We start from the raw sequence: 21,074 nt of genomic DNA, 5'->3' as shown, positions 1-21,074 counted from the left end.
GATATCGCCTCCGACGAGGGTGTCGTCGGCCTCGATCCAAAAAGACGGACCGCAGCATTGGCGCCAAAATGACGCCTGGTCAGAACCTTGATTGCGCGCACTTCGAACTCGGCACCGGCAGTAACGTGCAGCGGGCCTCGAATTCGGCAGACTAGCAGCTGCCTGCTCAAGCCGCTCGACGATATCAGTGGCTGCGTCCAATCGGTCGAACTGGTGCGATGTCTTGCAGGCGAGGTAAAAAAATTGTCTTTGTAATTTGCAGCGCACAAAGCCCTCGGTAGCCGCCGACAATAACTGGCGGCTGGCTTAACTAGCTGCCAATCTGGGGCAACCCTAAAGCCAGTCGCACCCGCTTCCCAAGCTGGGTGGGCAGGAACTGCAAGTGCGTAACCCCGTCGTGGGTCCGGCGGACGCGTGACAGATTATAAAGTGGATTGTTGCTTAGAGGATAGACGCGGACCAGAAGCTCGTTGACCTCCCGTATCCGACGGCGCAACTGGGTGTCTCGGACGCGACGGGCCTCGCCATTGCCCAGGAGGAAATCGAGGTCTACCAGGCGATCCTTGTTCTTGCTCAAACCGGTCAACGCAGCGACGATGGACTGCACCAGTGTTGTCGGCGCTGGGGGCGCAACATAGTAGGTTACAGCGCGCTCCGCCTCGATGCCCTCGATTATTGTGGGACGGGACGTGGACATGAAGCCTCTGTCGACACCGAGGAAGACGATACCTAGCTCTGCCTCGCGGCAGTATGGACGCAACAGGCGACGCAACAGATAAACTTCACCGCGTGCCGTGTCGGTCAGCGGCCTGCCAGGTCTCAAGATCGTACCAATTTCGCTTAACGAGAAAGCCTTCTCGGGATTCTCGAAAAAGTGTTTTAACATCCATACCAAGCGCTGAGGGAGACGAATAATCTCGCCGTCAATGGTGGAGACAGTGTCGTGGTTCATGTCTACGAGGATATGTCCGACACGTAGCTTCGCCGATGTGAGCAAAACGGGTTCAGCGTACCCTTTCAGGGGAACGCGACGGCGGAGAACTTCGCGAAGATACTCCAATTTAGGGATGACGGACTTGTCCAGCGTTCCATCGGGGCGCTTGGGCATGACGTAGTCCGGAGGAATTTCGTATCCTTCGAGCGCCAAAAGCACTTCGACAATCCGATTAAACAGACCGGATTTGTGGAATGCCACAATCCTCGCGGCATGGGGAGGTTTCAATCCGACGAGGAGAGCCTGACTCAGGGCGTAATCGGTGCGCAGCAATGCGAAATAACCGTCAAGTGCGACGCGGTCATCAAGGGGGATGCTGAATTTTTTCGCTTTGGGAAGTAGATGCGCAATTGCCAGCCACTGTGCGTCATCAAGACATTCCGACCCAGCATTTGAAACGCTCTGGGGCAACAGGAAAACCGGGTGAAAGACCGAGCACAAGCGCTTAGCCTCACCTCCGGTTACGGCGGGCATGGGCATCCGAATATTGAACTCCGCCCCCCGAGTGCGGCGCAAATAAGCGATCAGGTCGCCGCGCATTAAAGGAAGCATTGCAATCGAGCGCTTTGCTTTTAACTCCGGGTAGCCAACTTCCCGCAAGTATCGGTATGCCGGAACGTCGTTATCGCTCCACAATAGAATTGCATCAATGCAGTCCCGGATGAAAGGCGTCTTCTCACGCACCCCGAAGATCTTTGGCAGCTTCTTCCATTCAGCATCAGTCAGCCTAGCCGTAAACGTGGCCATCTGCTCACCGAACAAGGCATTAGAAACCGCAGTGTTGTGACCGCGAATGCTAACATTGTAGCCCTTTCCGATCACAGTGATACTCGGGGCGGAATCACCGGCCACGTCCTTGAAGGCAATCTCTAAATCGAACATGCCGTTCTTCCCGGTTTGGATCGTCACCGAAGAAATGTACACGGCCAGCTTTTCCATAACCCATTCGTCTTCAGGCGTGTCAGGGCGCAGTGGCAACGACCGAGCCAAGCTGTCGAGTTCCTTGCTCAACTGTATAGCCGCGTCTTCGTCTGCCAAGACCATGGTCGGCATGCGGGCGGTGTCGCGAAGGCGCTCCTCCAAACGTCCTTTTTGGTCGAGCATTTCCTGCATGAGCTCGTTGCCCAGCGCCATCGCGCGCTGGTCCATGGCCATCAAGTTACGGTATCCGTCCTTGATTTTGACGTCGATTGCACTGACTTCCGCGCGGCGCTCCGCCTCCTTTGCCTGGAAGGCCAATTCCAGTTGGATCACCTCCTCTTGTGCCGCTTGGAAGAATTGACTGGACAATCCTTCCAACCGTTTTTTGGTCTCACCCAGAACCCCGCGCTCAATTTCCTCGATAAAGAAGCGGACACCATGGTTATTTGGGCAATACACTTCGTGATGACGAGCGCCGGGCTTGCTGCGTGCCATCAGCTCACCACACTCGCAACGAAGTTTTCCGATTAGGAACGAGGGATAGACCATCCCATAAGTCGCTCCTTTCCTGCCGCTTTGCGCCCTAAGATAGAGATCCCACGTAATCAGAGAACGCTTGAGCTCGACCACAAATGGCGCATTTCCGTTCATGCGAGATCTCCCTCAGCGAAGTTGAAAGCGTTGAAGTCGCTCAGATTTGGAACATCGACAGGCGGCTGTTCCCAGGCCAGCGCGCCCGGGCGGTGAAGGACCCGACCGGCATAGATGGGGCTCTTAATGACCAGACCAATGAATGTTCCATCCCATTCGCGGTCAGAAGCGGGACCCGGGACACCGGCGGCAGTCAAATAGCGTGCGATGTTCGCGAACCGCATGCCCCCGGCGGCCAACTGAAACATCTTTACAATGATGGGTCCGGTGATCGGATCGAAATCGATGTAGCCGAGTTCATCAGCAATCACGCCGTACCCCAGACGCCGGACAGCCTTCCCGGCGGCCGCGGCCTGGGAGCGTCCATCGCGCATGACCTCAAGCAGGTTGCGATACTCATAAGCTGCCAGAGTCTGAAAGATGCCCTCACGGAGATCATCCATTTCGCCGAGTCCAACAACGTGGGTGACGGCCTTAGTTTCACGGCGGCGAGAGAAGAATTCTTGGTAGGCACCACCATCGCGGCTGATGCGGGACATATTTTCGACGATAATGGGCGTCGACGGATTGCGCCGACAATGATCGAACATGGCGTCGAATTGCTCACGGGAGATCTTGGTCCCGCTAACTGCCTCATCGGAAAAAATGATGGGACGGCACCAGCCCTTGTCGTCCGAGTACTTGATGATCTTGGATACCTGCCGGGACGTGCTGGTGGTCTTCTGCATTTTCGTTGAAAAGCGGGTGTATCCGACCGGCTGGATCTCGTGCGCCGCGCCAGCACGCTTGAGAAAGACTTTGACGCTGCCTGGATAGTTGGTCGCGCTGAATACCTGAGGGTCGGCTTCTATCTGAGCCATGCTGGAGGTCCTGACTATTAGGCGCCGTGGGCAGCCTTGAAAATTTGCAGTCTATGATCGGGGTCTACGAGGTGCTGGTGAGGGCACCGGAAAAGGTGCCCCCAGGAGACGGCCGTCTACTTCCACCGCTTGCGCTTGCGGAACTCGGCGATCTCCGAACTCAGCATCAATTCCGCAATCATTTTTGACTCGTCGAAGGGCTTACCATCGGTCGAATACACTGTGGCACCGACGCGCGCGCACGCTTCGAGGCAGCGATAGTATTCCACCCCGAAGCGAGCGAACCGGGAGGGTTCGGCGACGATGACCTTAGAACCTGGCGCCGCCTTGCAGTGTTTGATCAAGGCATTGAAGCCGGAACCCTCCTCGTTTGCCTTCACATCAATGTCGGTGAAGATGATGGGCACGCTCCAGCCTGCACGGGCGGCAAACGCGGCCACCCTCAGCTTTTGGCGTTCCATGCTGATCTCGCTGCGGGAAATGCAGCGGATGTATCCGTAGGTCTCAGTTTTTGGATTGGTCATCACTTGGCTCCTCTCGAATAATCTGAGCTGTAAGGTGATTCCTTTTTTTGGTCAATCCACTGTTTTTCGCTCGTTCGCATGATCACTAGGCGACGTACGTGGCGGGCGGCGAGCGCGCGAACAAGTTCTACGGCCGGGGAATGCCCAGCTTGGTCCTTCAATGTCGATTTCATGAGTTGGGTCTGCGTGTCTAAACGCGAAGGCAGCGCACTGCCCCGTATTGAGCCCGTGCGGCCCAAGAGTTCAATCACTTGATAATGTGGCTAGAGGTTAAGATTTGCCAGAGACGGGAGGGAAACAAAGTTAATTAATCGTCTCACCTGTTTGGTCGTACCAGCGATCACCGCTTCGACGGATCAGACCCGCTTCCGAGAGCCGCTGCATCTGGGCGGGCAACGATGCCGAGCTTATCACGTGATTAAACCGCTCGAGAGCCTGTTGTCTCAGCTCCCCTTGAGACCAGCCCTGTTTCGATCCGCCCATGATCTCAAGTACCGACTGTTTGATCGTACGGCGTTCCGTGGACGCCGCCGCGGCCATAGACCGCCTCCAATCCTTTAGGGCGCCTAACGCGAACTCTCGTTCACTTTTCGCTCCTTCCAGATCCTTCTCAAGCCCCAGAATCTGCGCCTCTAAAAATTTGATCCGCTCGCTGAGAAGATCATCCACCGAACGGCGTGCGAAGTCGGGGAACATCTGAACACCTAGATATCAGCACGGATATCAGTATGATACAGAAAGATATGTAACGTGGCTAGAACCATTTAGCGGGCAAATTTAGGTCCTGAGTTGGTAAGCGGTCGCTCAAAAAAACACCCAAATACGACAGGCTCGGGCGACAGATCTTCGCTTTACGTTTAGATTTCAATACGTTCGACAAACCTTGCGATAAGATATTTGGGGGCCCCTTTAGTAATAAAGTCCAAATTTTAAGTGGGACGGGGTCAATTGCTATAAGTCACTGTAATAATATGTTTTTTTACAAATCAGCCTCCCGACGCCTACGAAATAGGGGGAGGACGAGTTTTCACTTATTTTGTTGCCAAATGAGCAGAAAAACGATATCCCTACATGCCGAACATCCTAGAGATAGCAACAGATATGCCAACAGGTCAACGGATTCGTGGGGCAAGGATACGCGCCGGTTATCTATCCGGTGTCGACGTCGCCGCTGCTCTCGGCCTATCCAAGAGCAAGTACCAGAAGCTTGAGGCCGGCCTCATCGTACTCAACGCTATCGATCGTGCTGCGATCGCTCACCTTTTCAACGTGAGCGACGCATACCTAGGAGAGGGGCACGTTAAGACACCGCGAGACGAAGCTTCTGCTCGACTCGCCGCAATTCTCGAAAGGGCTGGAGATGTAAGTCCACCCGAAGCTGGCGGGAGGCTTGCTGCAGCCCGAATAAAAAGGGGTTTCCGCAGCGCGAGGGCCGCAGCTGAACATCACGGATGGGGACAGCAAACCTACGGGGGATACGAGCGGGTCACGCACCCTTTGCCTACCGAGCGTCTAATAGGCTTTGCATTGGGCTTCGGCGTTCGGCCTGAATACATAATTTTTGGCAATGAGCCTATCGAACCAGCGACACACGAAAAAATTGAAGAATGGATTGACGTTCGCGGTCGTAATCAGAAGTCCCGCCCCTCCGAGGCTGTGGCTTGGCGCTGGCTTAAAAGGCAAACCGCCACAGACACAATTACCATCGGACTAGTTGAGTCTTCTGTTGGCGGCCTAAGCCAATCAAAGCTGCGGTCGATGGTTTTGCCAATTGAGGCGTTTAGGACCCAGCCCGTGACCCCCTACGGTATCGTAAACCGCATTGAGGGAGGCGGCATAGAGGTACTCATCGTGGATCCATCCACTGCCGATGGAGCAGATACCGTTCTACTGATTGACGGAGTGGTAAAAATTGAAGCCTCAGGCAACTCCGGCGCAGCCAAGTTGGACCCACTGTCCATTGTAGCCAAGGATAGCTCGACAATCCTTCTCGGTTCACTAATCGGGAAGGTCTCTATCGGATAGTCATCGCGTTCAAACCGCGGCGACACATGATCATAGACCTTCCTTGCAACTACTGGATTCACGGCTACTTTCCGTATAGGCAACGTCCCATTCTAAGGGAAACAGTCAGCGAACCCTTCTATCTTGCCGAAATCCATGATGCCGATTTCCCCCTCGTGGTTAGTACCGAGTTTGCGGGTGTCGGTCATTCTTGGCGCGTCGGTCCGGACGACCTTTACTACCGGCATTTGCTCACGCAAGAGGGGCTGCCGGCAACGATAGATGACCTGAAGAATGCCGACGGAGAGCAGCTTTTCGGACATTACATTCGCCGAGACTGGTGGCGTGACCATCCATCTTCAGTGGACCTTGCCCTTGAAGCCGATATTCGCCTCGCGTGGGCTCCCCCAGCCGGAGAACCGGGAACATCGTTTGATCCGGCGAAGGGAAAGCACATCCAATATCGGCCGCAAACCAGAGACGCGGTCCAAGGCCGAGTACAAAGGCGTGTTGACTTACTAACCAATACGAAACACGGGCTGCTTGTGCGATCCCCCCTACCCGGATTTGTCGTTCAGAAAGCGGGCGACAACATAACCGTGGATCGCTGGCTTCCTCCGATCAACGAAGGCGACGGACCAATCCGCTTGTATTTCGCTGCTGAGAACGAACTAGAAGCCCAAGAGTGCGCGCGACTGCTTGCCAATGTCCCTTGGACCGAGTCCGACTGGGGCGAGGAAAGTGAGGAACATTTTCTTGATGAGGATTTGGTTGCCTACGGCCAGCTTGTAACGCCTCCGACGGCTATCCCAGCGGCCAAGATGGGCGTCGTCGACTATCCGTACCTTTGGCACCCGCTGCGATCCAGTTTGGCTGCAGTATACGCCCAAGTCGCCAACCGCATCCGGAGCGGCGACCTTGCATCCCAAGATGTCGCCTTGATCGAGGGTCGGAGCGGAATTGTCGATTTTTATAGCATCGCGTGGTGCGTGAGAGAATTAAGAGAGTGTGGACCCGTTGCTGGCGTTCCTCAGGAGGCCATCGAAACGGTTATCCGCAGCGCAGTGGGCGATGAGGGCTGGTAGCGCCACGGTTGACGAGCGAGGGCGGAACAAACATGACCACTTCGCAGCAAGCAAAATACTTATTGCTGCCGCCTAGTGCTTAGCGCCAGCCGAGCAGCTGGCTCTTGGGAACATGTCACGGACAAGCGGATATAGACCAAGTGGCAGTTTCGGGGCCGACAGCGGTCTGGCAGCTTCTGGTGTCGAACGGCCAATAGCCGACGATCAACCGACAACCAGGGGTCGCGAATAAGCAAAACTGCCAATGTTCGGTCTACCGCCAACGGAGCGATCGCGATAATGCGGAGTCAAACAGCGGTCGAAAGTCGGGCAGACCTTCCACAGGCAAAGTCAGCGACGGCTCGCCCAGCACAATGTCGAGCACGCCTCCCGCCGCCAGTTGGGCCAGCCCAACGCCCGTGAGTTCCGAAAACGCAGCAGCCGCCACGGTCCGACCGGTCGCGTTGGCCAGCATCTGGCAGAAATAGCGGCTTTGCGAGAGTCCGCCATCGATCGAGATGCGCTCGCCGACGGGCGTTTTGGCATCCAGCGCGGCGATGACGTCGGCGGTGAGATAGGCCAATCCCTCCAGCAATGCCTGGCACAAGTCGCGCCTGTCGGTGTCTGCAGTCATGCCGATGAACAGGCTGCCCGCGCTGCGGTCCCAGTGGGGACAGGCCAAGCCCGACAAGGCTGGTACACAGGCGAGCCCGCGGCCTATCGCCGGCGACCGCTCAAATTCGTCCAGCTCGCCAAAATCATCAAAGAGGCCAAGGCGCCGCGCCCATTCCAGCGCCGATCCGGCATCGTACACCCCACCATCGGCGGCCCGAACTGTTCCGTGCGGACCCGACCAGCCAATCGTGGGCAAAATACCAAGCTCGGGAGCTCGCACCAGCGTGTCTCCGGTGACGACCAGCGCAAAAGCACCGGTGCCGAACGTCACCTTGGCGTCGCCCGGCCTGCGGCAGCCATGGCCATAAAGCGCCGCCTGTTGATCAACCACGCTGGCCCGAACAGGCACCCCGTCAATTGCGCCGAAATCGCCCATGGTTGGCACGATTGTCGGCAAGGTCTCAACGGGAACGCCGTGCAGCGCGCAGAGCTCCGCATCCCAGGCAAGGCTCTGGATATTCATCAGCCCAGTGCGCGAGGCTGTGGTCACGTCGGTTACGCAGTGTCCGGTGAGATTGTGCATGAAGTAGGCATCGGTGGTGCCGAGCCGCAGTTGACCACTCTGGTGAGCCTCCGCAACGGCCGCATTGTTCCGCAGCAGCCAGCCCAGCTTGGACGCGGAAAAATACGCCTCCGCCGGCAGCCCTGATAGCGCCAGCATCCGCTCCCGCAGCTCCGGCGGCAAAGCCACCAGGGCATCGGCGGTGCGCATATCCTGCCAGACGATGACAGGCGACAGGGCCTCGCCGGTGCTCCCGTGCCAGGCAAGGCAACTCTCACCCTGGTTGGCGATGCCGATCGCATCCACCGCGCCCGCTTCGGCCAGGCAGGCGCGGATATCGGCCAGCAGCTCGGCCGCGTCGTGCTCCACCCAACCGGGATGTGGATAGCTCTGCCGGTGCCGCCTGCGACCAATGACGATGGGCGCGCGACCAGTCTCCACCAGCAAGGATCGCGTCGACGTAGTGCCTTGATCGATAGCCGCAATCCTCACGGCAAGCTCCTCCGCGCCCACTCAGTCATCGCCGACTGCCGCCACGATCATCTCGACCCCCGCCTCTCGCAAGCTTGCGGAGAGTTCAGCGCCGGGTGCAGTATTGGTGACCAGCCGGTTGATCTTCCCCAGCGGCGCGATGGGAAACAGCGCATGCTGCTCGAACTTGCTGTCATCGGCCAGCACGGTCACCACGCGCGCCTGCCGCAGCATGGCCCGAGCAATCTGTGCCTCTTCAAGGTTGAAATCCTGCAGGCCCATCTCGTTGACCGCCCCCACCGTCAACACGGCATGCGCGGCATGAAATGTGCCGATCTGGTCGACCGCAAGTGAGCCCAGCGTTTCGGACGCATCCTCGCTGAACGCGCCGCCCAGCAGATAGACCGCGTGCCCGTTTCCCGAGCGGCCCATGATCTGGGCGATTTCAAGCGAATTGGTGATCACCGTCAGCTCGTGGCGCCGCGCCAGTTCCTCGGCGAAAGCCAGGGTGGTGGTCCCGGTATCGACGAACAGGGTATCACCCGGCGAGAAAAGTTGCGCCGCCTGACGGGCTATCGCGCGCTTTTCCGCAGCGCGCTCGCCCATGCGCACCGCAAAGGCGCCTTCGCCCTGCAATTCGGGGAGCGTCGCCCCGCCATGCACCTTTCGGAGGAGCCGGCGGCCGGCCAGCTCGGTCAGGTCGCGCCGGATGGTTTCGCGCGAGATATTCAGGCTTTCCGCAAGCTCATCCACGCTCACGCGGCGCCGCGCGCGCACGAGATCCACAATCCGCTCTCGTCTGTCCAAAGGCCTCACTGAACTCTCCATTTGACAACTCGGTCATTAAAAATTACCGAATGGTCATTCTCGTTGTGGAAATGAACGTGGCAGACCCGACAGCAAAATGCAATTCCTACGATGTCGCCGTTATCGGCGGCGGCGTAGTCGGATGTGCGGTAGCGCGCCGCCTGACGCTGGACGGCGCCCGCGTTATTTTGGTCGAGAAGGGCGCCGACATTTTATCGGGCGCCAGCAAGGCCAACAGCGCTCTGCTGCATACCGGCTTCGACGCTCCCCCTGGCAGCCTGGAATTGGCCTGCATGCAGCGGGGCTATGCCGAATATCTCGCCATCCGTGCCGAACTGAACCTGCCCCTGCTTGAAACCGGCGGCATGGTCATCGCCTGGACGCAAGAACAGCAAGCCAAGTTGCCGTCCATCCTGACGCGGGCGCATGCAAATGGCGTTGCCGACGCCCGTTTGATCGACGCCGACGCTATCCATGCCCGGGAGCCAGCGCTCGACACGAGGGCGTTAAGTGCCGTGTTCGTCCCGGGTGAACATGTCATAGACCCCTGGAGCGCGCCGCTCGCCTATCTCACACAAGCAGTGGCCAATGGCGCCGAGTTCCGGCGCAGCACCGAAGTCGTCGGCGGCCGTTTCGCAGACGGCGCCTGGTCCCTGGACACCGACACAGGTCCGATAGCTGCGCGCTATGTGGTCAATTGTGCTGGCCTGTTCGGCGACCGCCTGGAAGCGGCGCTGTTGGGTGACGCCAGTTTCACCATCAAGCCGCGCAAGGGTCAGTTTCTGGTGTTCGACAAAATGGCAGCGCGGCTGCTGCGAACCATCATCCTGCCGGTGCCGACTGAACGCACCAAGGGCGTCGTGCTGGCCCGCACCGCATTTGGCAACGTGCTGGTCGGTCCCACCGCCGAAGAGCAGGACGATCGCGAACACGCCACGGTCGAGCGGGACACGCTGGAAGACTTGCGTCAGGCCGCCATTGCCATGGTGCCGGCTCTGGCCGATGTCCCGGTCAATGCCGTCTATGCCGGACTACGCCCAGCCAGCGAGCAGAAACACTACCGCACGCGCCGGGATGATGATCGCAATTTCCTCAGCCTGGGCGCAATCCGCTCCACCGGGCTCACCGCGGCTCTGGGCCTGGCTCAATATGCCAGCGGCCAGTTGGCGCAGATGGGGCTCGACACGGTCCCGCTTGCCGCCCCCGCCGTCACACTCGTTCCCAATATCTCCGAAATGGCGCCGCGCGACTGGCAGGCCGATGGGCATGGCGCCATGGTCTGCCACTGCGAACTGGTGACCGAGCGTGAAATCGCCGCCGCCTTCGCCACGCCCGTCCCCCCGGGCGACCTGGGTGGGCTGAAGCGGCGCACCCGCGCCTGCATGGGACGCTGCCAGGGCTTTTATTGCAGCGCCCAGGTGGCGCGCCTCAGCGCGCCTCATCTCACCCCGGCCATGGCGGTGGCCTCATGAGTGCCGCCCGCCACGTCGATGTCGCCATTGTCGGCGGCGGCCCGGCTGGCCTGGGCGCCGCGATCGCCCTGCGCCGTGCGGGCATAAAAACCGTCGTGGTCATCGAACGCGAGGCCGAAGCCGGAGGCGTGCCGCGCCATTGCGGCCATCCCGCCTTCGGCGTGCGTGAGTTTGGCAGACCGATGGGCGGTCTCCGCTATGCCCGAGCCTTGGTCAACAAAGCCCGCGCGGCCGGAGTCGAGATACTGGCCCGCCATTCGGTGGTGGCGCTCGAGCCCGAAGGCCGATTGGTCATCGCCAATCCGGACGGCGCGCTGGCAATTACTGCCCGCCGCGTCATCCTCGCCACCGGAGCCCGCGAAAGCACGCGCGCCGCGCGCCTCGTCAGCGGCGATCGTCCATTGGGCGTGCTCAATACGGGGGCGCTACAGGCCTATCTCTACCTGCAAGGCCTAGTGCCCTTTCGCCGCCCGGTCATTGTCGGCAGCGAATTGGTCAGCCTGTCGGCAATCTGGACCTGCCTCGCCCATGGCATACGCCCTCAGGCCGTGATTGCCGAAGGCGACCGCGCCGTGGCGCGCTGGCCGATGGGCCTGTTCCCGCATCTGCTCGGCATCCCGGTCCACTACGATGCGCAGGTCGAGGCCATCACCGGCACCAGCCGTGTCGATGGCGTGCGGGTCTCGCGCAACGGCCGGACGTCCCTCGATATCCCCTGCGACGGCGTGCTGCTGACTGGCCATTTCGTGCCCGTGGCGAGCCTGATGCGATCAGGCCATATCGCCGTCGATCGCAACAGCGGCGGCCCCGCAGTCGACCAGTTCCATCGCTGCTCCGACCCCACCTATTTCGCCACCGGCAACCTGTTGCGCGGCATCGAAACCGCCGGCTGGTGCTATCGCGAGGGCCAGTCCCTCGGCCGGCGCGTCGCGGCCGACCTCGCCGCCACCCCCGCACCCACTGCCACGCTCTCGATTGACGTCGCCCCGCCGCTCAAATACGCGGTGCCACAGCGCCTCGCCCAGGTCGCCACCGGCAGCGCGCCGGCCCTGCAGTTGCGGCTTTCCGAGCCGTTCTCCGGCGAGCTCGTAGTGACCAGCGGCAACCGCGAGCTGCTGCGACGGCCCCTGAGGAGCCGCCCCGAGCGCCGCATCCTGGTGCCATTGTCAACCCTCGCCGACGCCCACGATCCCATCACCATCCATCTTCAATAGCCCCCACACACCATTGCGAACGAGACAAGCCATGGCTACCGATCCCAAGAGACCGTCCGATCCGTCCGAGACCGCCGTCGCGCCAGCGCCCGCCAAGGGCAATAAGCGCGCTGGCAAAAGCTCCCCCGATCGCCTCGCCAATTGGGGTAATCAGCCCATGGAAGGCTGGATTCCGCCCGCCGATCTCGCCCGCGCGCAAATCCGGGATCTGATCCCCAACCCGCTGAACCGCAAAAACCCGACCGACTATTCCATCTCGCTGCGCGGGCGCATGAGCACCGATCAGCAATTGCTCTATCCGGGCGAGCGCCGCCAATCCATGCGGGGCTTCGAGGATCACTATACCGACATCGTGGACTTCACCATTCGCGGCACCCACCGCGCCTGGGAAGAAAAGGACATCGGCTATGTCTACGATTTCTACCGCAACAACATCCTGATCCAGGACGAATTCGGCACCCGCTCCGGCCGGGACGCCGTCATTGCCGGCTCGCTCGGGTTGATGAACGCTTTCCCCGACATGCGTTGGATCCCCAGCGAAGTGATCTGGGCCGGCGATGACGAGAAGGGCTTTCACACCTCCCATCGTAGTTTCTTTGTCGGCACCAATACCGGCTGGAGCGAGTTTGGTCCGCCGACGGGACGGCGCTGCACCTGGTGGGTCGTCGCCAATTGTGTCTGCATTGGCAACGAATACTACCAGGAATGGGTCATCGAGAATTCAGCCAGCCTGGTCCAGCAACTCGGCCTCGATGTCCGCGCCGTCGCTCGCGAAAAGGCGAACGCGCTCGATACCGATAGCTTCGCCCAAATCGGCGTGGGCGAACCCGATCGCCTGCGCGGGCAGGGCAAGCCCGTCCATATGCCCCCCGCGCCCGAGGGTCCATTCGATCCCGAAGACTTCGTTCGTCGCATGCTGCACTATGTGTGGAACTGGCGCCTGATCGGCTCGAGCCGCGAGTTCGTTGCCCCCAATGTGCGCAGTTTCGGTCCGAGCGGGCGGCAACACTACGGCATCGGCGACTATATGCAGAACATCGTCGCGCGCCTAGCCATGTTCCCCGATCTCGCCCACTCGGTCGACGACGTCTACTGGATGGGCAATGATACGCAAGGCTATCAGGTCGCGGTGCGCTGGTCCCTGATCGGGACCCATACCGGCCACGGCATTTACGGAACGCCAAGCGGTCGCCGGGTGCGCATGTGGGGCATCAGCCACTTTGCTATCGAGGGCGGCAAGATCGTCGAGGAGTGGACCATGTTCAACGAGTTCTTCGTGCTCCAGCAAATCCTGCGAGACACCGCCCTCAGCGCTTAGCTTATGCCGCAAGAAGCCTATGTCAGGAGGTAGCCTGCGTTGTCATCCGCATCCGGCTCGGTGAACGGAAGCGAGGTTGTCGATCGGGCTGCCAGGCATTAAAACCAACAGTGATCGGAGAAGTCTTGAGATTTACCTTGTCCGGATTCTTGTTGGCGTTGGTGATCGCTGGCTGCGCTAGAATGCCAAGCTCGCTCGTTTCTGGAAACGGTTCGTCCCTGAATTTTTTTTCTAGCAATACCCGCTTTGTTTATGTCCGACCAGGACACCTGTCCGTCAAATGTGAGCGGGAACCTGATAAGGACTGGAATTCAATTTACGACACCGGGTTGGCCACGTGTGATGACGCAACCGGGGGGCAGTTTGAACGACAGACTGGTGTCTATTCACTGCCTCGGGGCGGTAATTTCCTCGGGGCAGAAGTAGGGTAGATCATGAAATCCATCGACGCCAATGCAGCAATAATCGCGCTGTTCGGTATTAGCCTGGCCATTGTACCGGCGATCGCATACGATGCCTTCACCCCTGTAATGTCATTTCCTGCGTCCCCGGCGACAATGCCAGGACGGGCAATTGATGTCCTCCAGCTCGTCCCTGGGATGACCGTGGATGAGATGAACGCAGCTTTGACCGAGATGGGTCTGGTTGGCGATATCGAAGCCCCCGAGACGTCGTACCGGGTCAACGAGCGCGGGGTCACTGTTCAGACCACACCCTTTGTTGCGCACGTCTCAGCGACGACGCAGCAAGGCAGCTTCACCGTCGATTTCGCCGGCCCAGCTGCCGGGAATCAGGCCGTCGAATTCACGCGGGAAGTCGGGTACGCCGACGTGTTGACGGCCCAAATTTTGATTCCGTCATCGAGGCACTCAATGCCAAATACGGCGCCCCTTCGATGAGCAGAGCTGCTGGTACGGAGGGTGGACACCTGAAGCGACGTTGGTTTGGACCTTTGCTCGCGGTGAGCAGGTCTCATGTGTTGCCTTCAGCTTCAACACTGTAAAATCAACCGGGACCCTCTGCCCAGCTACGGGCGTGAGCTACGGCCCCTCTCAGCTACAGAGCCTAGCAGGCGATGCGCCAGTATTTGACTATGCGATCCTGGTGGACGTTTTCCCTGCTCCGGCGGACTGCACCAAGGTGTCCTCTCTTCGAACTAGGGTTGTCGACTTCGTCAGGGCAACCGCCGCTGCACAGGCCGATGCCGGTGCATTGATGGATGAGATCGAGCGCATGCATGCGCTTTCGTCCGCGCCCATCGAGGCACCGGCTCTTTGATAGCTGAGCGTTAACCGGCGGTCTGTCCGGAAGGCTGCAAAGGATTCGAATATCAATTCATTAGGTGAACGGCAGAAACCGACCCCGTTCCGGCCATTCAGGCCATTTTTGCGATTTCCGAAAAGCAGACATCAGTTCCTCGTATCCATGACCTGCGACCTCACACGTCTGAGACAGCGAAATTCTTCAGATATCGGTTGGTTTTGAGATGGTGAAATCAACCCCTCCCGCCGCCAGCCACCAACTAGATCGCCGGGCTATTTGTATTTCAAAACATACGGTATAAAGCCTAATGTATCTTTTGAGCTACAATCGTGGATGGCCAATGCTCGTTCCGAGGACATACTCCCATCTGGCAGCTGATGCCGCTGCTATCTTGGGAAAACAAATCCGCCTAGCACGAAAGCAGCGCAAGATGACTGAGGCCGACTTCGCCGAGCGCGTTGGTATCGCACGAAGCACCCTGCGTGCCATCGAAGGCGGAAGCCTGAAGTCAGAAATTGGCCTGGTCTTTGAAGCAGCCTTTGTCGCAGGGGTCGACCTCTTCCGCGACGATGGTCGTCATTTGGTGCCGCAGCTCGCGAGGCTCGACGACAAGTTGGCACTCCTGCCACGGCGCGTTCGAACGGCACCTGCTGAGCTCAAGGATGATTTTTGAGGGATGAGATAGCCGCCAGCCTTAGCAAAGGCGGCTATTATGCGCCCCATTCCGGCCGTGCAGACATGTTCGGTACGTTTCCAAAAGCAGACGTCAAACTGCAGCAGCCAAGGACCACTAGTGGGCGGCGGGGTCGTGTCCCCGGACGTGGTGTAGCTGAGCGCGGTAGTCATCGGCGCTTTCCGGTAGGGTCTGGTTGCTTGCACCAAGCTGATACCGGAAGGACGACCGATGACCGACGATATGATGAACCTGCGGGAGCTGGTAGAGAAGACCCCCGACGCCGATATTCTGCGCGAGATGATCGGCTTTGCCGCCGAGCGGCTGATGGAGCTGGAGGTGGGCGCGGCCACCGGCGCCGGCTATGGCGAGAAGGGCGGGACTGGGAGACGCGCGCCGGCACGGTCGAACTGCGCATACCCAAGCTCAGGAAGGGCAGCTACTTCCCCGGCTTCCTTGAACCGCGGCGGCTGGCCGAGAAGGCGCTGACGGCGGTGATCCAGGAGGCCTATGTTCAAGGCATCTCGACCCGGTCCGTCGACGACCTGGTCAAGGCCATGGGCATGAGCGGTATCTCCAAGAGCCAGGTGAGCCGGCTGTGCGAAGACATCGACGGCAAGGTGAAGGCCTTCCTCGACCGCCCCCTCGAAGGCGACTGGCCTTATCTATGGATCGATGCCACCTACCTCAAGGTTCGCCGGGGCGGCCGCATCGTCTCAGTGGCCGCGATCATCGCCGTGGGCGTCAACAGTGACAGCCGGCGCGAGGTTCTGGGCATGCAGATCGGCACTTCGGAAGCCGAGCCGATCTGGACCGAGTTCCTGCGCAAGCTCACCCGACGCGGCCTGCGCGGGGTCAAGCTGGTGGTCTCGGACGCCCACGAGGGCATCAAGGCCGCCGTCGGCAAGGTGCTGTGCTCCACCTGGCAGCGCTGCCGCGTCCACTTCATGCGCAATGTGCTGGCCCATGCCGGCAAGAGCAGGCGGCGGGTCGCCAGCGCCTTCATCGCCACCGCCTTCGCACAGGAAACACCAGAGGCGGCCAGTAGCCAATGGCGGGCCGTCGCTGATCAGATCCGCCCCAAAGTGCCCAAGCTCGCCACCATCATGGACGAGGCCGAGACCGACGTGCTGGCTTATATGACCTTCCCCAGGGAGCATCGGGGCCAGCTCCACAGCACCAACCCGATCGAACGGGTGAATGGCGAGATCAAGCGCCGCACCGAGGTCGTGGGCATCTTCCCCAACGACGACGCCATCATCCGGCTGGTCGGCGCCATCCTGCTCGAACAAAACGATGAGTGGGCCGTCCAGAGGGCGCGATACATGACGCTGGAATCCGTCGCCCCATTGAGCGATGATCCTCTCGTCAGCCTGCCAGCCGTGGCAGGATGACCAACCCGGCCCATGCCGGAAAAGCGGTGAGGCCCAGCCTCAGCTACACCACGCTAGGGGGCACGATCATGGCAGGTCTTGGCAAGCCCGTGAATTGGACAGGCGGAGCTCCGGGCCAATCAGCTCCAGCAATGCAGCAAAGGGCTAACAGCTCGTAAAAGCAAACCGGGCCGATCAGTCTTGAAGCGTCAGGAGATCATTAGGGGGGCTCACGTCCTGCCTTGACCGTAGAGTTTTTGTTCTTTATTTGTTCCGCCAAATCCGAATTTCGAGTGGAATACGCCGAACGGGCCACAACGGCGTATTGTGCTTTCTTCAATATCTGCAATATATGCAATATGGTTGGTAGGCCGAAAAATAGACCCAATGCGCGGCTATGGGAATTACTCCAGGCACGCAGGGCCGAAAATAACATGTCCGCTCGACAGCTGGCGCAAGCGCTTAGTGTTCATCCTTCGGCGCTTTCCCGGGCCAAGGGTGGAATGATGTCGTCTGACTTCGCCGACAAAGTTAACGCTTATCTGACAATCTCACCGCCAGTCGTCAGCATAGAACATGCGACGATGAGCCGATCAGACGCGTTGCGAATATTGCAAGAATTGGCAACTCTGCTGCCAGAGGTTGGCAGGGCTCTCAACGTAGTTTTCGACCCACCAAAGTCGTCTAAACAAGAAGGGCGGAGACAAGCATGACCAGCTCAAAGCAGATTCTGGAGATGATCCGCAGTCACGTGGCAGGCGACAGTCAGAGATTTTTCTCGGTCGTCGCTCATATCGCGGACGACGCCGGTAAGTCGGGCAAAACCAAAGTGGCGGACGAGCTGAAGGCCGTCATTGAATCTGCGCAGGCCGCCGTCTCTTCTGCCCCTAGCAGCAGGCCGATACCCATTGCTGCGCCGCGCGGCGAGCTCGCTGGTCTTGTTCGGGCGAGCTACTCTGAGACGTACCTGTCTGATGTCGTGCTCAATCCTGATTTGAACCGTCGTATCCTTCGGCTTATTCGCGAGCATCGCGAACGAGATGCTCTGGCACTCAAGTCGCTTACCCCCCGGCGCAAATTTCTGTTTTCGGGTCCTCCTGGCACGGGCAAGGGAATGACTGCCGCAGCCGTTGCCGGCGAGCTGGGCCTCCCATTGTTCACGATCCTGCTCGATGGCGTGATTACCAAATTCATGGGCGAGACGGCATCAAAGCTTCGCCTGATTTTCGACGCCATGCAAAATGTCAAAGGCGTTTACTTCTTTGACGAAGTTGACGCTCTGGCCTCCAAGCGCGATGTTGATAACGACGTGGGTGAGGCTCGGCGCGTGCTGAACTCGTTCCTGCAGTTCCTCGAAGAAGACCAATCGTCGAGCGTGATCATTGCTGCGACCAACCACAAGGCCCTGCTCGACCCGGCCCTTTTCCGTCGCTTCCACGGTGCGTTTGTGTACTCCAAACCCTCCAGCGAAGAGGCTCGGCAGGTGCTTCGAAACCACTTGCTCCAGTTTGACAGGGACAGCATAGATTGGAACAGCGTTGACGCTGTTTCCGACGGCCTCAGCCAAGCTGATCTCGTGGCCGCGGCCGACGATGCGGCGCGAGACGCAGTGCTGGACAATGATAGTGAGCTGACGTCGCAGATCCTTGTTCAGGCATTAAAGGATAGAGGAACTATCCATCCCGATTGACTGAAATAAATTGAGCCCGCATAGAACTAAGATATTTCTATGTTGGATTCTTATGGCGACCTTCAGGCATTTGCATATTCGCGGCCTCGGCGTGGCACCCACCGAATTTCGCGCGCGGCCGGGGCGTAGCGCTCCAAAGGACATTCCCGCAGTTCCAGATCGGCGCGCGCATGCCGAGAAGCTTCGCGAAGATCTGGATCGCGCCGTTGCGGTGCTGTCGACCCACGCAAAGGCCCAAGCTCGGCACGGTGTCGACGAGCGTCAACGCGGCGTCGCCATCACCATCGACGGCCGCCCGAATATGCCGTTCGCTGCTGGAGATAGCTCGGCCAGAAGCCCTGGCATCAAACTTCTGAGCGTACGTCGTTCACCACGCGTCTCCGATGTCGACGAAGAGCGGCGAAACGAGCCAGAAGAGGTTATGGCGGACAGCGCGACCTTTTTCGTGACTGCCAACAACATCAAAACCCTTCGCGCCAATCTCGAGAGATACGCAGACTGGGATGACACTCTGAGGTCAGTGAACGCGAAAGACGATGCTCCAAGACGACCTAATGGTTTCTGGATGTTTGAGACCGGCGGATCGATGCGGGCCTCCTCCATAAAAGACCTATGGACTGACGGCGAAGATCGCTTTCCTCGCGCCCAAGCCTCAGTCGAGTGGGAAGTCTGGACCAAAAAAGGGTTCGAAGGCTCGTTTGAGTCCGCCGTCAGAGAGCTCGAGATTGAGCTCGATGGTAAGCCGACAGAATTTGTCGGCATCAACGTGCGCACCGTGGTTGCGACGCACGAGCAAATACAAAAACTGATTGAGGACAGCGCGGCTGTTGTGGAGTTGCGCGGTGCTTCTTCATTCGGATCGGACTTCCTGACATCTCCACCAGAAGCCAGGGCCAGCGTCGCAGCACTGCTGGCTTCGCGCGTGACAGCGCCAGACGCTTCGGCGCCCAGGGTCGCCGTACTTGATACCGGGGTTCAGTTTTCGAATCCACTTCTGGCAGCCGCTTTGGCCCCCGCAGATTGCCATACCATTGTGGACGGCTGGACCGCATCAGATCACAGCGGGCACGGTACAAAAATGGCAGGGGTGGTCCAGTACACCGATATTGGACGCCATGCTCTGTCCATCGCGCCAATCCCTCAATGGACCAGGCTGGAATCGGTTGTCGTCAACGCCCCAGCCAACGCGCGCCCAGTCTCGGCTCGTGACGCCATCGCGCGAGCGGTAAATTTGCTCGAAAGGACGCCGGCGCCAAGGGTCTACTGCCTGGCGCAAACGGCTCGGGGCGAGGCAACCGACGGCAGGATCACATCTACAGCCGCAGCACTTGACCTGCTTACCTACAGCGATGGCAAAGCGCCTCGACTTTTCTGCGTGGCTGCCGGCAACGTACCATACTCGGCGCAAACCCCGTACCTGGCATCGGACTATGCTGATCGCAACCGCATGCACGGCATGGAATCCCCCGCCCAATCTTTCAATGCCATCGCCGTGGGTGCCAGCACTTTGAAAGCGGGCGGTCAGGATACTCTGGTTGCGCCTGCTGGAGATCTGAACCCGACTTCGAGAACGTCTGAATCCTGGCGTGGTTCTCACGCCAACAAGCCCGACATCGTCATGGAGGGAGGCAACTTCGCCATGGCGGATGGAGGCGTCTGGGCACATCCATCGCCTGAGAATCTCATTTTGACGACCTCGCATGCAGCGCCAAAGAGTCCATTGAGCAGAACTGGACAGACCAGCGCAGCTACAGCGCAGGCATCCGGTCTTTTGGGACGCCTCATGGCCCAATATCCAAACTACCGGATGGAATCTTTGCGCGGGTTGCTTGTTCATTCGGCGGAGTGGACGCCGGCAATGGCGGAGCAACTGGAGCAGCTTGAGGATGCGACATCGCGCTCCATAGCCTTGGGCAAAATGCTTGCTCGCTACGGTTGGGGTATCCCAAATGAGCAACGCGCATATTTGAGCACAGATAGCGCGCTGACCATGATCATCGAGGACCATCTGACGCCGTTTGGGGACGGCAAAAATGGCATTGTCCTCAAGGAAATGAAGTATTTCAAGTTGCCATGGCCTGTAGAAACACTTCGGGCCCTCCGGCAACAAGAGGTCGAGCTTCGCTGCACTCTATCGTATTTCGTTGAGCCAGATCCCAATGCGATCAGCCGTGACCACTACGAACGGTATCCGTCGTTCCGTCTGAAGTTCGGCGTGAAACGGCCGAATGAAAGCCATGAGGTTGCGGAAGCTAGGTTTAACGATGCCTCTGACGAGGTTGCCCAGCGAGGCGATCCAGGCTGGCTCCTTGGCAGCACGGCATCGCATCGCGGGTCGCTCCACCAAGACGTTTGGCGAGGACCTGCTTACCAGCTCGCCGATCGGGACGGCATTTCGGTGGCGCCGATCGGCGGTTGGTGGGCAGATCGGCCCGATCTCGACAGATACCGACGGGCGGTGAACTTCTCGTTGATTGTCTCGCTCAGGCTGCCGGTTTCCGGAACCAACCTCATCACGGAAACCGTGCGAGCAGCTGCTCCTGCAGTGGTGGTTGAGTCACCCGTTGTGATTACAGTTTAAAGCGGACACCAAGTCAG

The 21,074-nt window shown here is 59.3% G+C and carries 15 protein-coding genes and 1 pseudogene; 10 read left to right on the top strand and 6 right to left on the bottom strand.

Annotation, left to right across the window (positions count from 1 at the left end; all coding sequences use genetic code 11):
• Nucleotides 1–310: 310 nt before the first annotated feature.
• From ABIB57_RS09620 to ABIB57_RS09605, 4 genes are all read right to left on the bottom strand, one after another.
• Entirely contained in the window at nt 311–2,566 is a 2,256-nt protein-coding gene (locus ABIB57_RS09620; protein ID WP_354040310.1) for a hypothetical protein, read from the bottom strand.
• Nucleotides 2,563–3,426 carry a recombinase family protein gene (locus tag ABIB57_RS09615; RefSeq protein WP_354040308.1) on the bottom strand — a complete coding sequence of 288 codons (864 nt, stop codon included), beginning with the start codon at nt 3,424–3,426 and terminating at the stop codon, nt 2,563–2,565. The genes ABIB57_RS09620 and ABIB57_RS09615 overlap by 4 nt, the downstream gene beginning before the upstream one ends.
• A gap of 116 nt (nt 3,427–3,542) precedes the next feature.
• The gene (locus ABIB57_RS09610; RefSeq protein WP_354040307.1) at nt 3,543–3,950 is read right to left on the bottom strand and encodes a recombinase family protein; all 408 of its coding nucleotides are present in this window, start codon (nt 3,948–3,950) and stop codon (nt 3,543–3,545) included.
• A 303-nt stretch (nt 3,951–4,253) separates the two neighbouring features.
• Nucleotides 4,254–4,646, bottom strand: a complete 393-nt coding sequence (locus tag ABIB57_RS09605) for a hypothetical protein (protein WP_354040306.1) — start codon at nt 4,644–4,646, stop codon at nt 4,254–4,256.
• 375 nt (nt 4,647–5,021) lie between these two features.
• Here ABIB57_RS09605 and ABIB57_RS09600 point away from each other — a divergent pair, with 375 nt between their 5' ends.
• Both ABIB57_RS09600 and ABIB57_RS09595 read left to right on the top strand, forming a co-directional pair.
• Nucleotides 5,022–5,975 carry a helix-turn-helix domain-containing protein gene (locus tag ABIB57_RS09600; RefSeq protein ID WP_354040304.1) on the top strand — a complete coding sequence of 318 codons (954 nt, stop codon included), beginning with the start codon at nt 5,022–5,024 and terminating at the stop codon, nt 5,973–5,975.
• Between the two features lie 26 nt (nt 5,976–6,001).
• Nucleotides 6,002–7,039 (top strand): hypothetical protein, encoded by a 1,038-nt coding sequence (locus ABIB57_RS09595; RefSeq protein WP_354040302.1) that lies wholly within the window; start codon nt 6,002–6,004, stop codon nt 7,037–7,039.
• Nucleotides 7,040–7,292: 253 nt separating this feature from the next.
• Here the strand turns inward: ABIB57_RS09595 and ABIB57_RS09590 are convergent, their stop codons facing one another.
• Complete coding sequence (locus ABIB57_RS09590; protein ID WP_354040604.1) at nt 7,293–8,687, bottom strand: FGGY family carbohydrate kinase; 1,395 nt, start codon at nt 8,685–8,687, stop codon at nt 7,293–7,295.
• Between the two features lie 21 nt (nt 8,688–8,708).
• Complete coding sequence (locus ABIB57_RS09585; protein WP_354040300.1) at nt 8,709–9,494, bottom strand: DeoR/GlpR family DNA-binding transcription regulator; 786 nt, start codon at nt 9,492–9,494, stop codon at nt 8,709–8,711.
• A gap of 29 nt (nt 9,495–9,523) precedes the next feature.
• Between ABIB57_RS09585 and ABIB57_RS09580 the strand changes: the two genes are divergently transcribed.
• The 8 genes and pseudogenes from ABIB57_RS09580 (at nt 9,524) to ABIB57_RS09545 (ending at nt 21,057) form a co-directional block, all read left to right on the top strand.
• Nucleotides 9,524–10,945 (top strand): NAD(P)/FAD-dependent oxidoreductase, encoded by a 1,422-nt coding sequence (locus ABIB57_RS09580; protein ID WP_354040298.1) that lies wholly within the window; start codon nt 9,524–9,526, stop codon nt 10,943–10,945.
• Entirely contained in the window at nt 10,942–12,159 is a 1,218-nt protein-coding gene (locus tag ABIB57_RS09575; RefSeq protein ID WP_354040296.1) for an FAD-dependent oxidoreductase, read from the top strand. The genes ABIB57_RS09580 and ABIB57_RS09575 overlap by 4 nt, the downstream gene beginning before the upstream one ends.
• 31 nt (nt 12,160–12,190) lie before the next feature.
• Entirely contained in the window at nt 12,191–13,477 is a 1,287-nt protein-coding gene (locus ABIB57_RS09570; protein WP_354040294.1) for an ester cyclase, read from the top strand.
• Nucleotides 13,478–13,911: 434 nt separating this feature from the next.
• Entirely contained in the window at nt 13,912–14,376 is a 465-nt protein-coding gene (locus tag ABIB57_RS09565) for a hypothetical protein (RefSeq protein ID WP_354040293.1), read from the top strand.
• Between the two features lie 671 nt (nt 14,377–15,047).
• On the top strand, nt 15,048–15,413 hold the full coding sequence (locus ABIB57_RS09560; RefSeq protein ID WP_502914365.1) for a helix-turn-helix transcriptional regulator: 366 nt from the start codon (nt 15,048–15,050) through the stop codon (nt 15,411–15,413).
• A 231-nt stretch (nt 15,414–15,644) separates the two neighbouring features.
• Nucleotides 15,645–16,807 (top strand): annotated as a pseudogene (locus ABIB57_RS09555) (IS256 family transposase).
• 688 nt (nt 16,808–17,495) lie between these two features.
• Entirely contained in the window at nt 17,496–18,476 is a 981-nt protein-coding gene (locus tag ABIB57_RS09550; protein ID WP_354040290.1) for an AAA family ATPase, read from the top strand.
• Nucleotides 18,477–18,528: 52 nt separating this feature from the next.
• Nucleotides 18,529–21,057, top strand: a complete 2,529-nt coding sequence (locus ABIB57_RS09545; protein WP_354040289.1) for a S8 family peptidase — start codon at nt 18,529–18,531, stop codon at nt 21,055–21,057.
• Nucleotides 21,058–21,074 lie beyond the last annotated feature (17 nt).

This window comes from Devosia sp. UYZn731 (genome assembly GCF_040546795.1).
Lineage (GTDB): Bacteria > Pseudomonadota > Alphaproteobacteria > Rhizobiales > Devosiaceae > Devosia.
The sequence above is the reverse complement of the archived record's forward strand: the minus strand, read 5'-3'. Positions and strand labels throughout refer to the sequence as shown.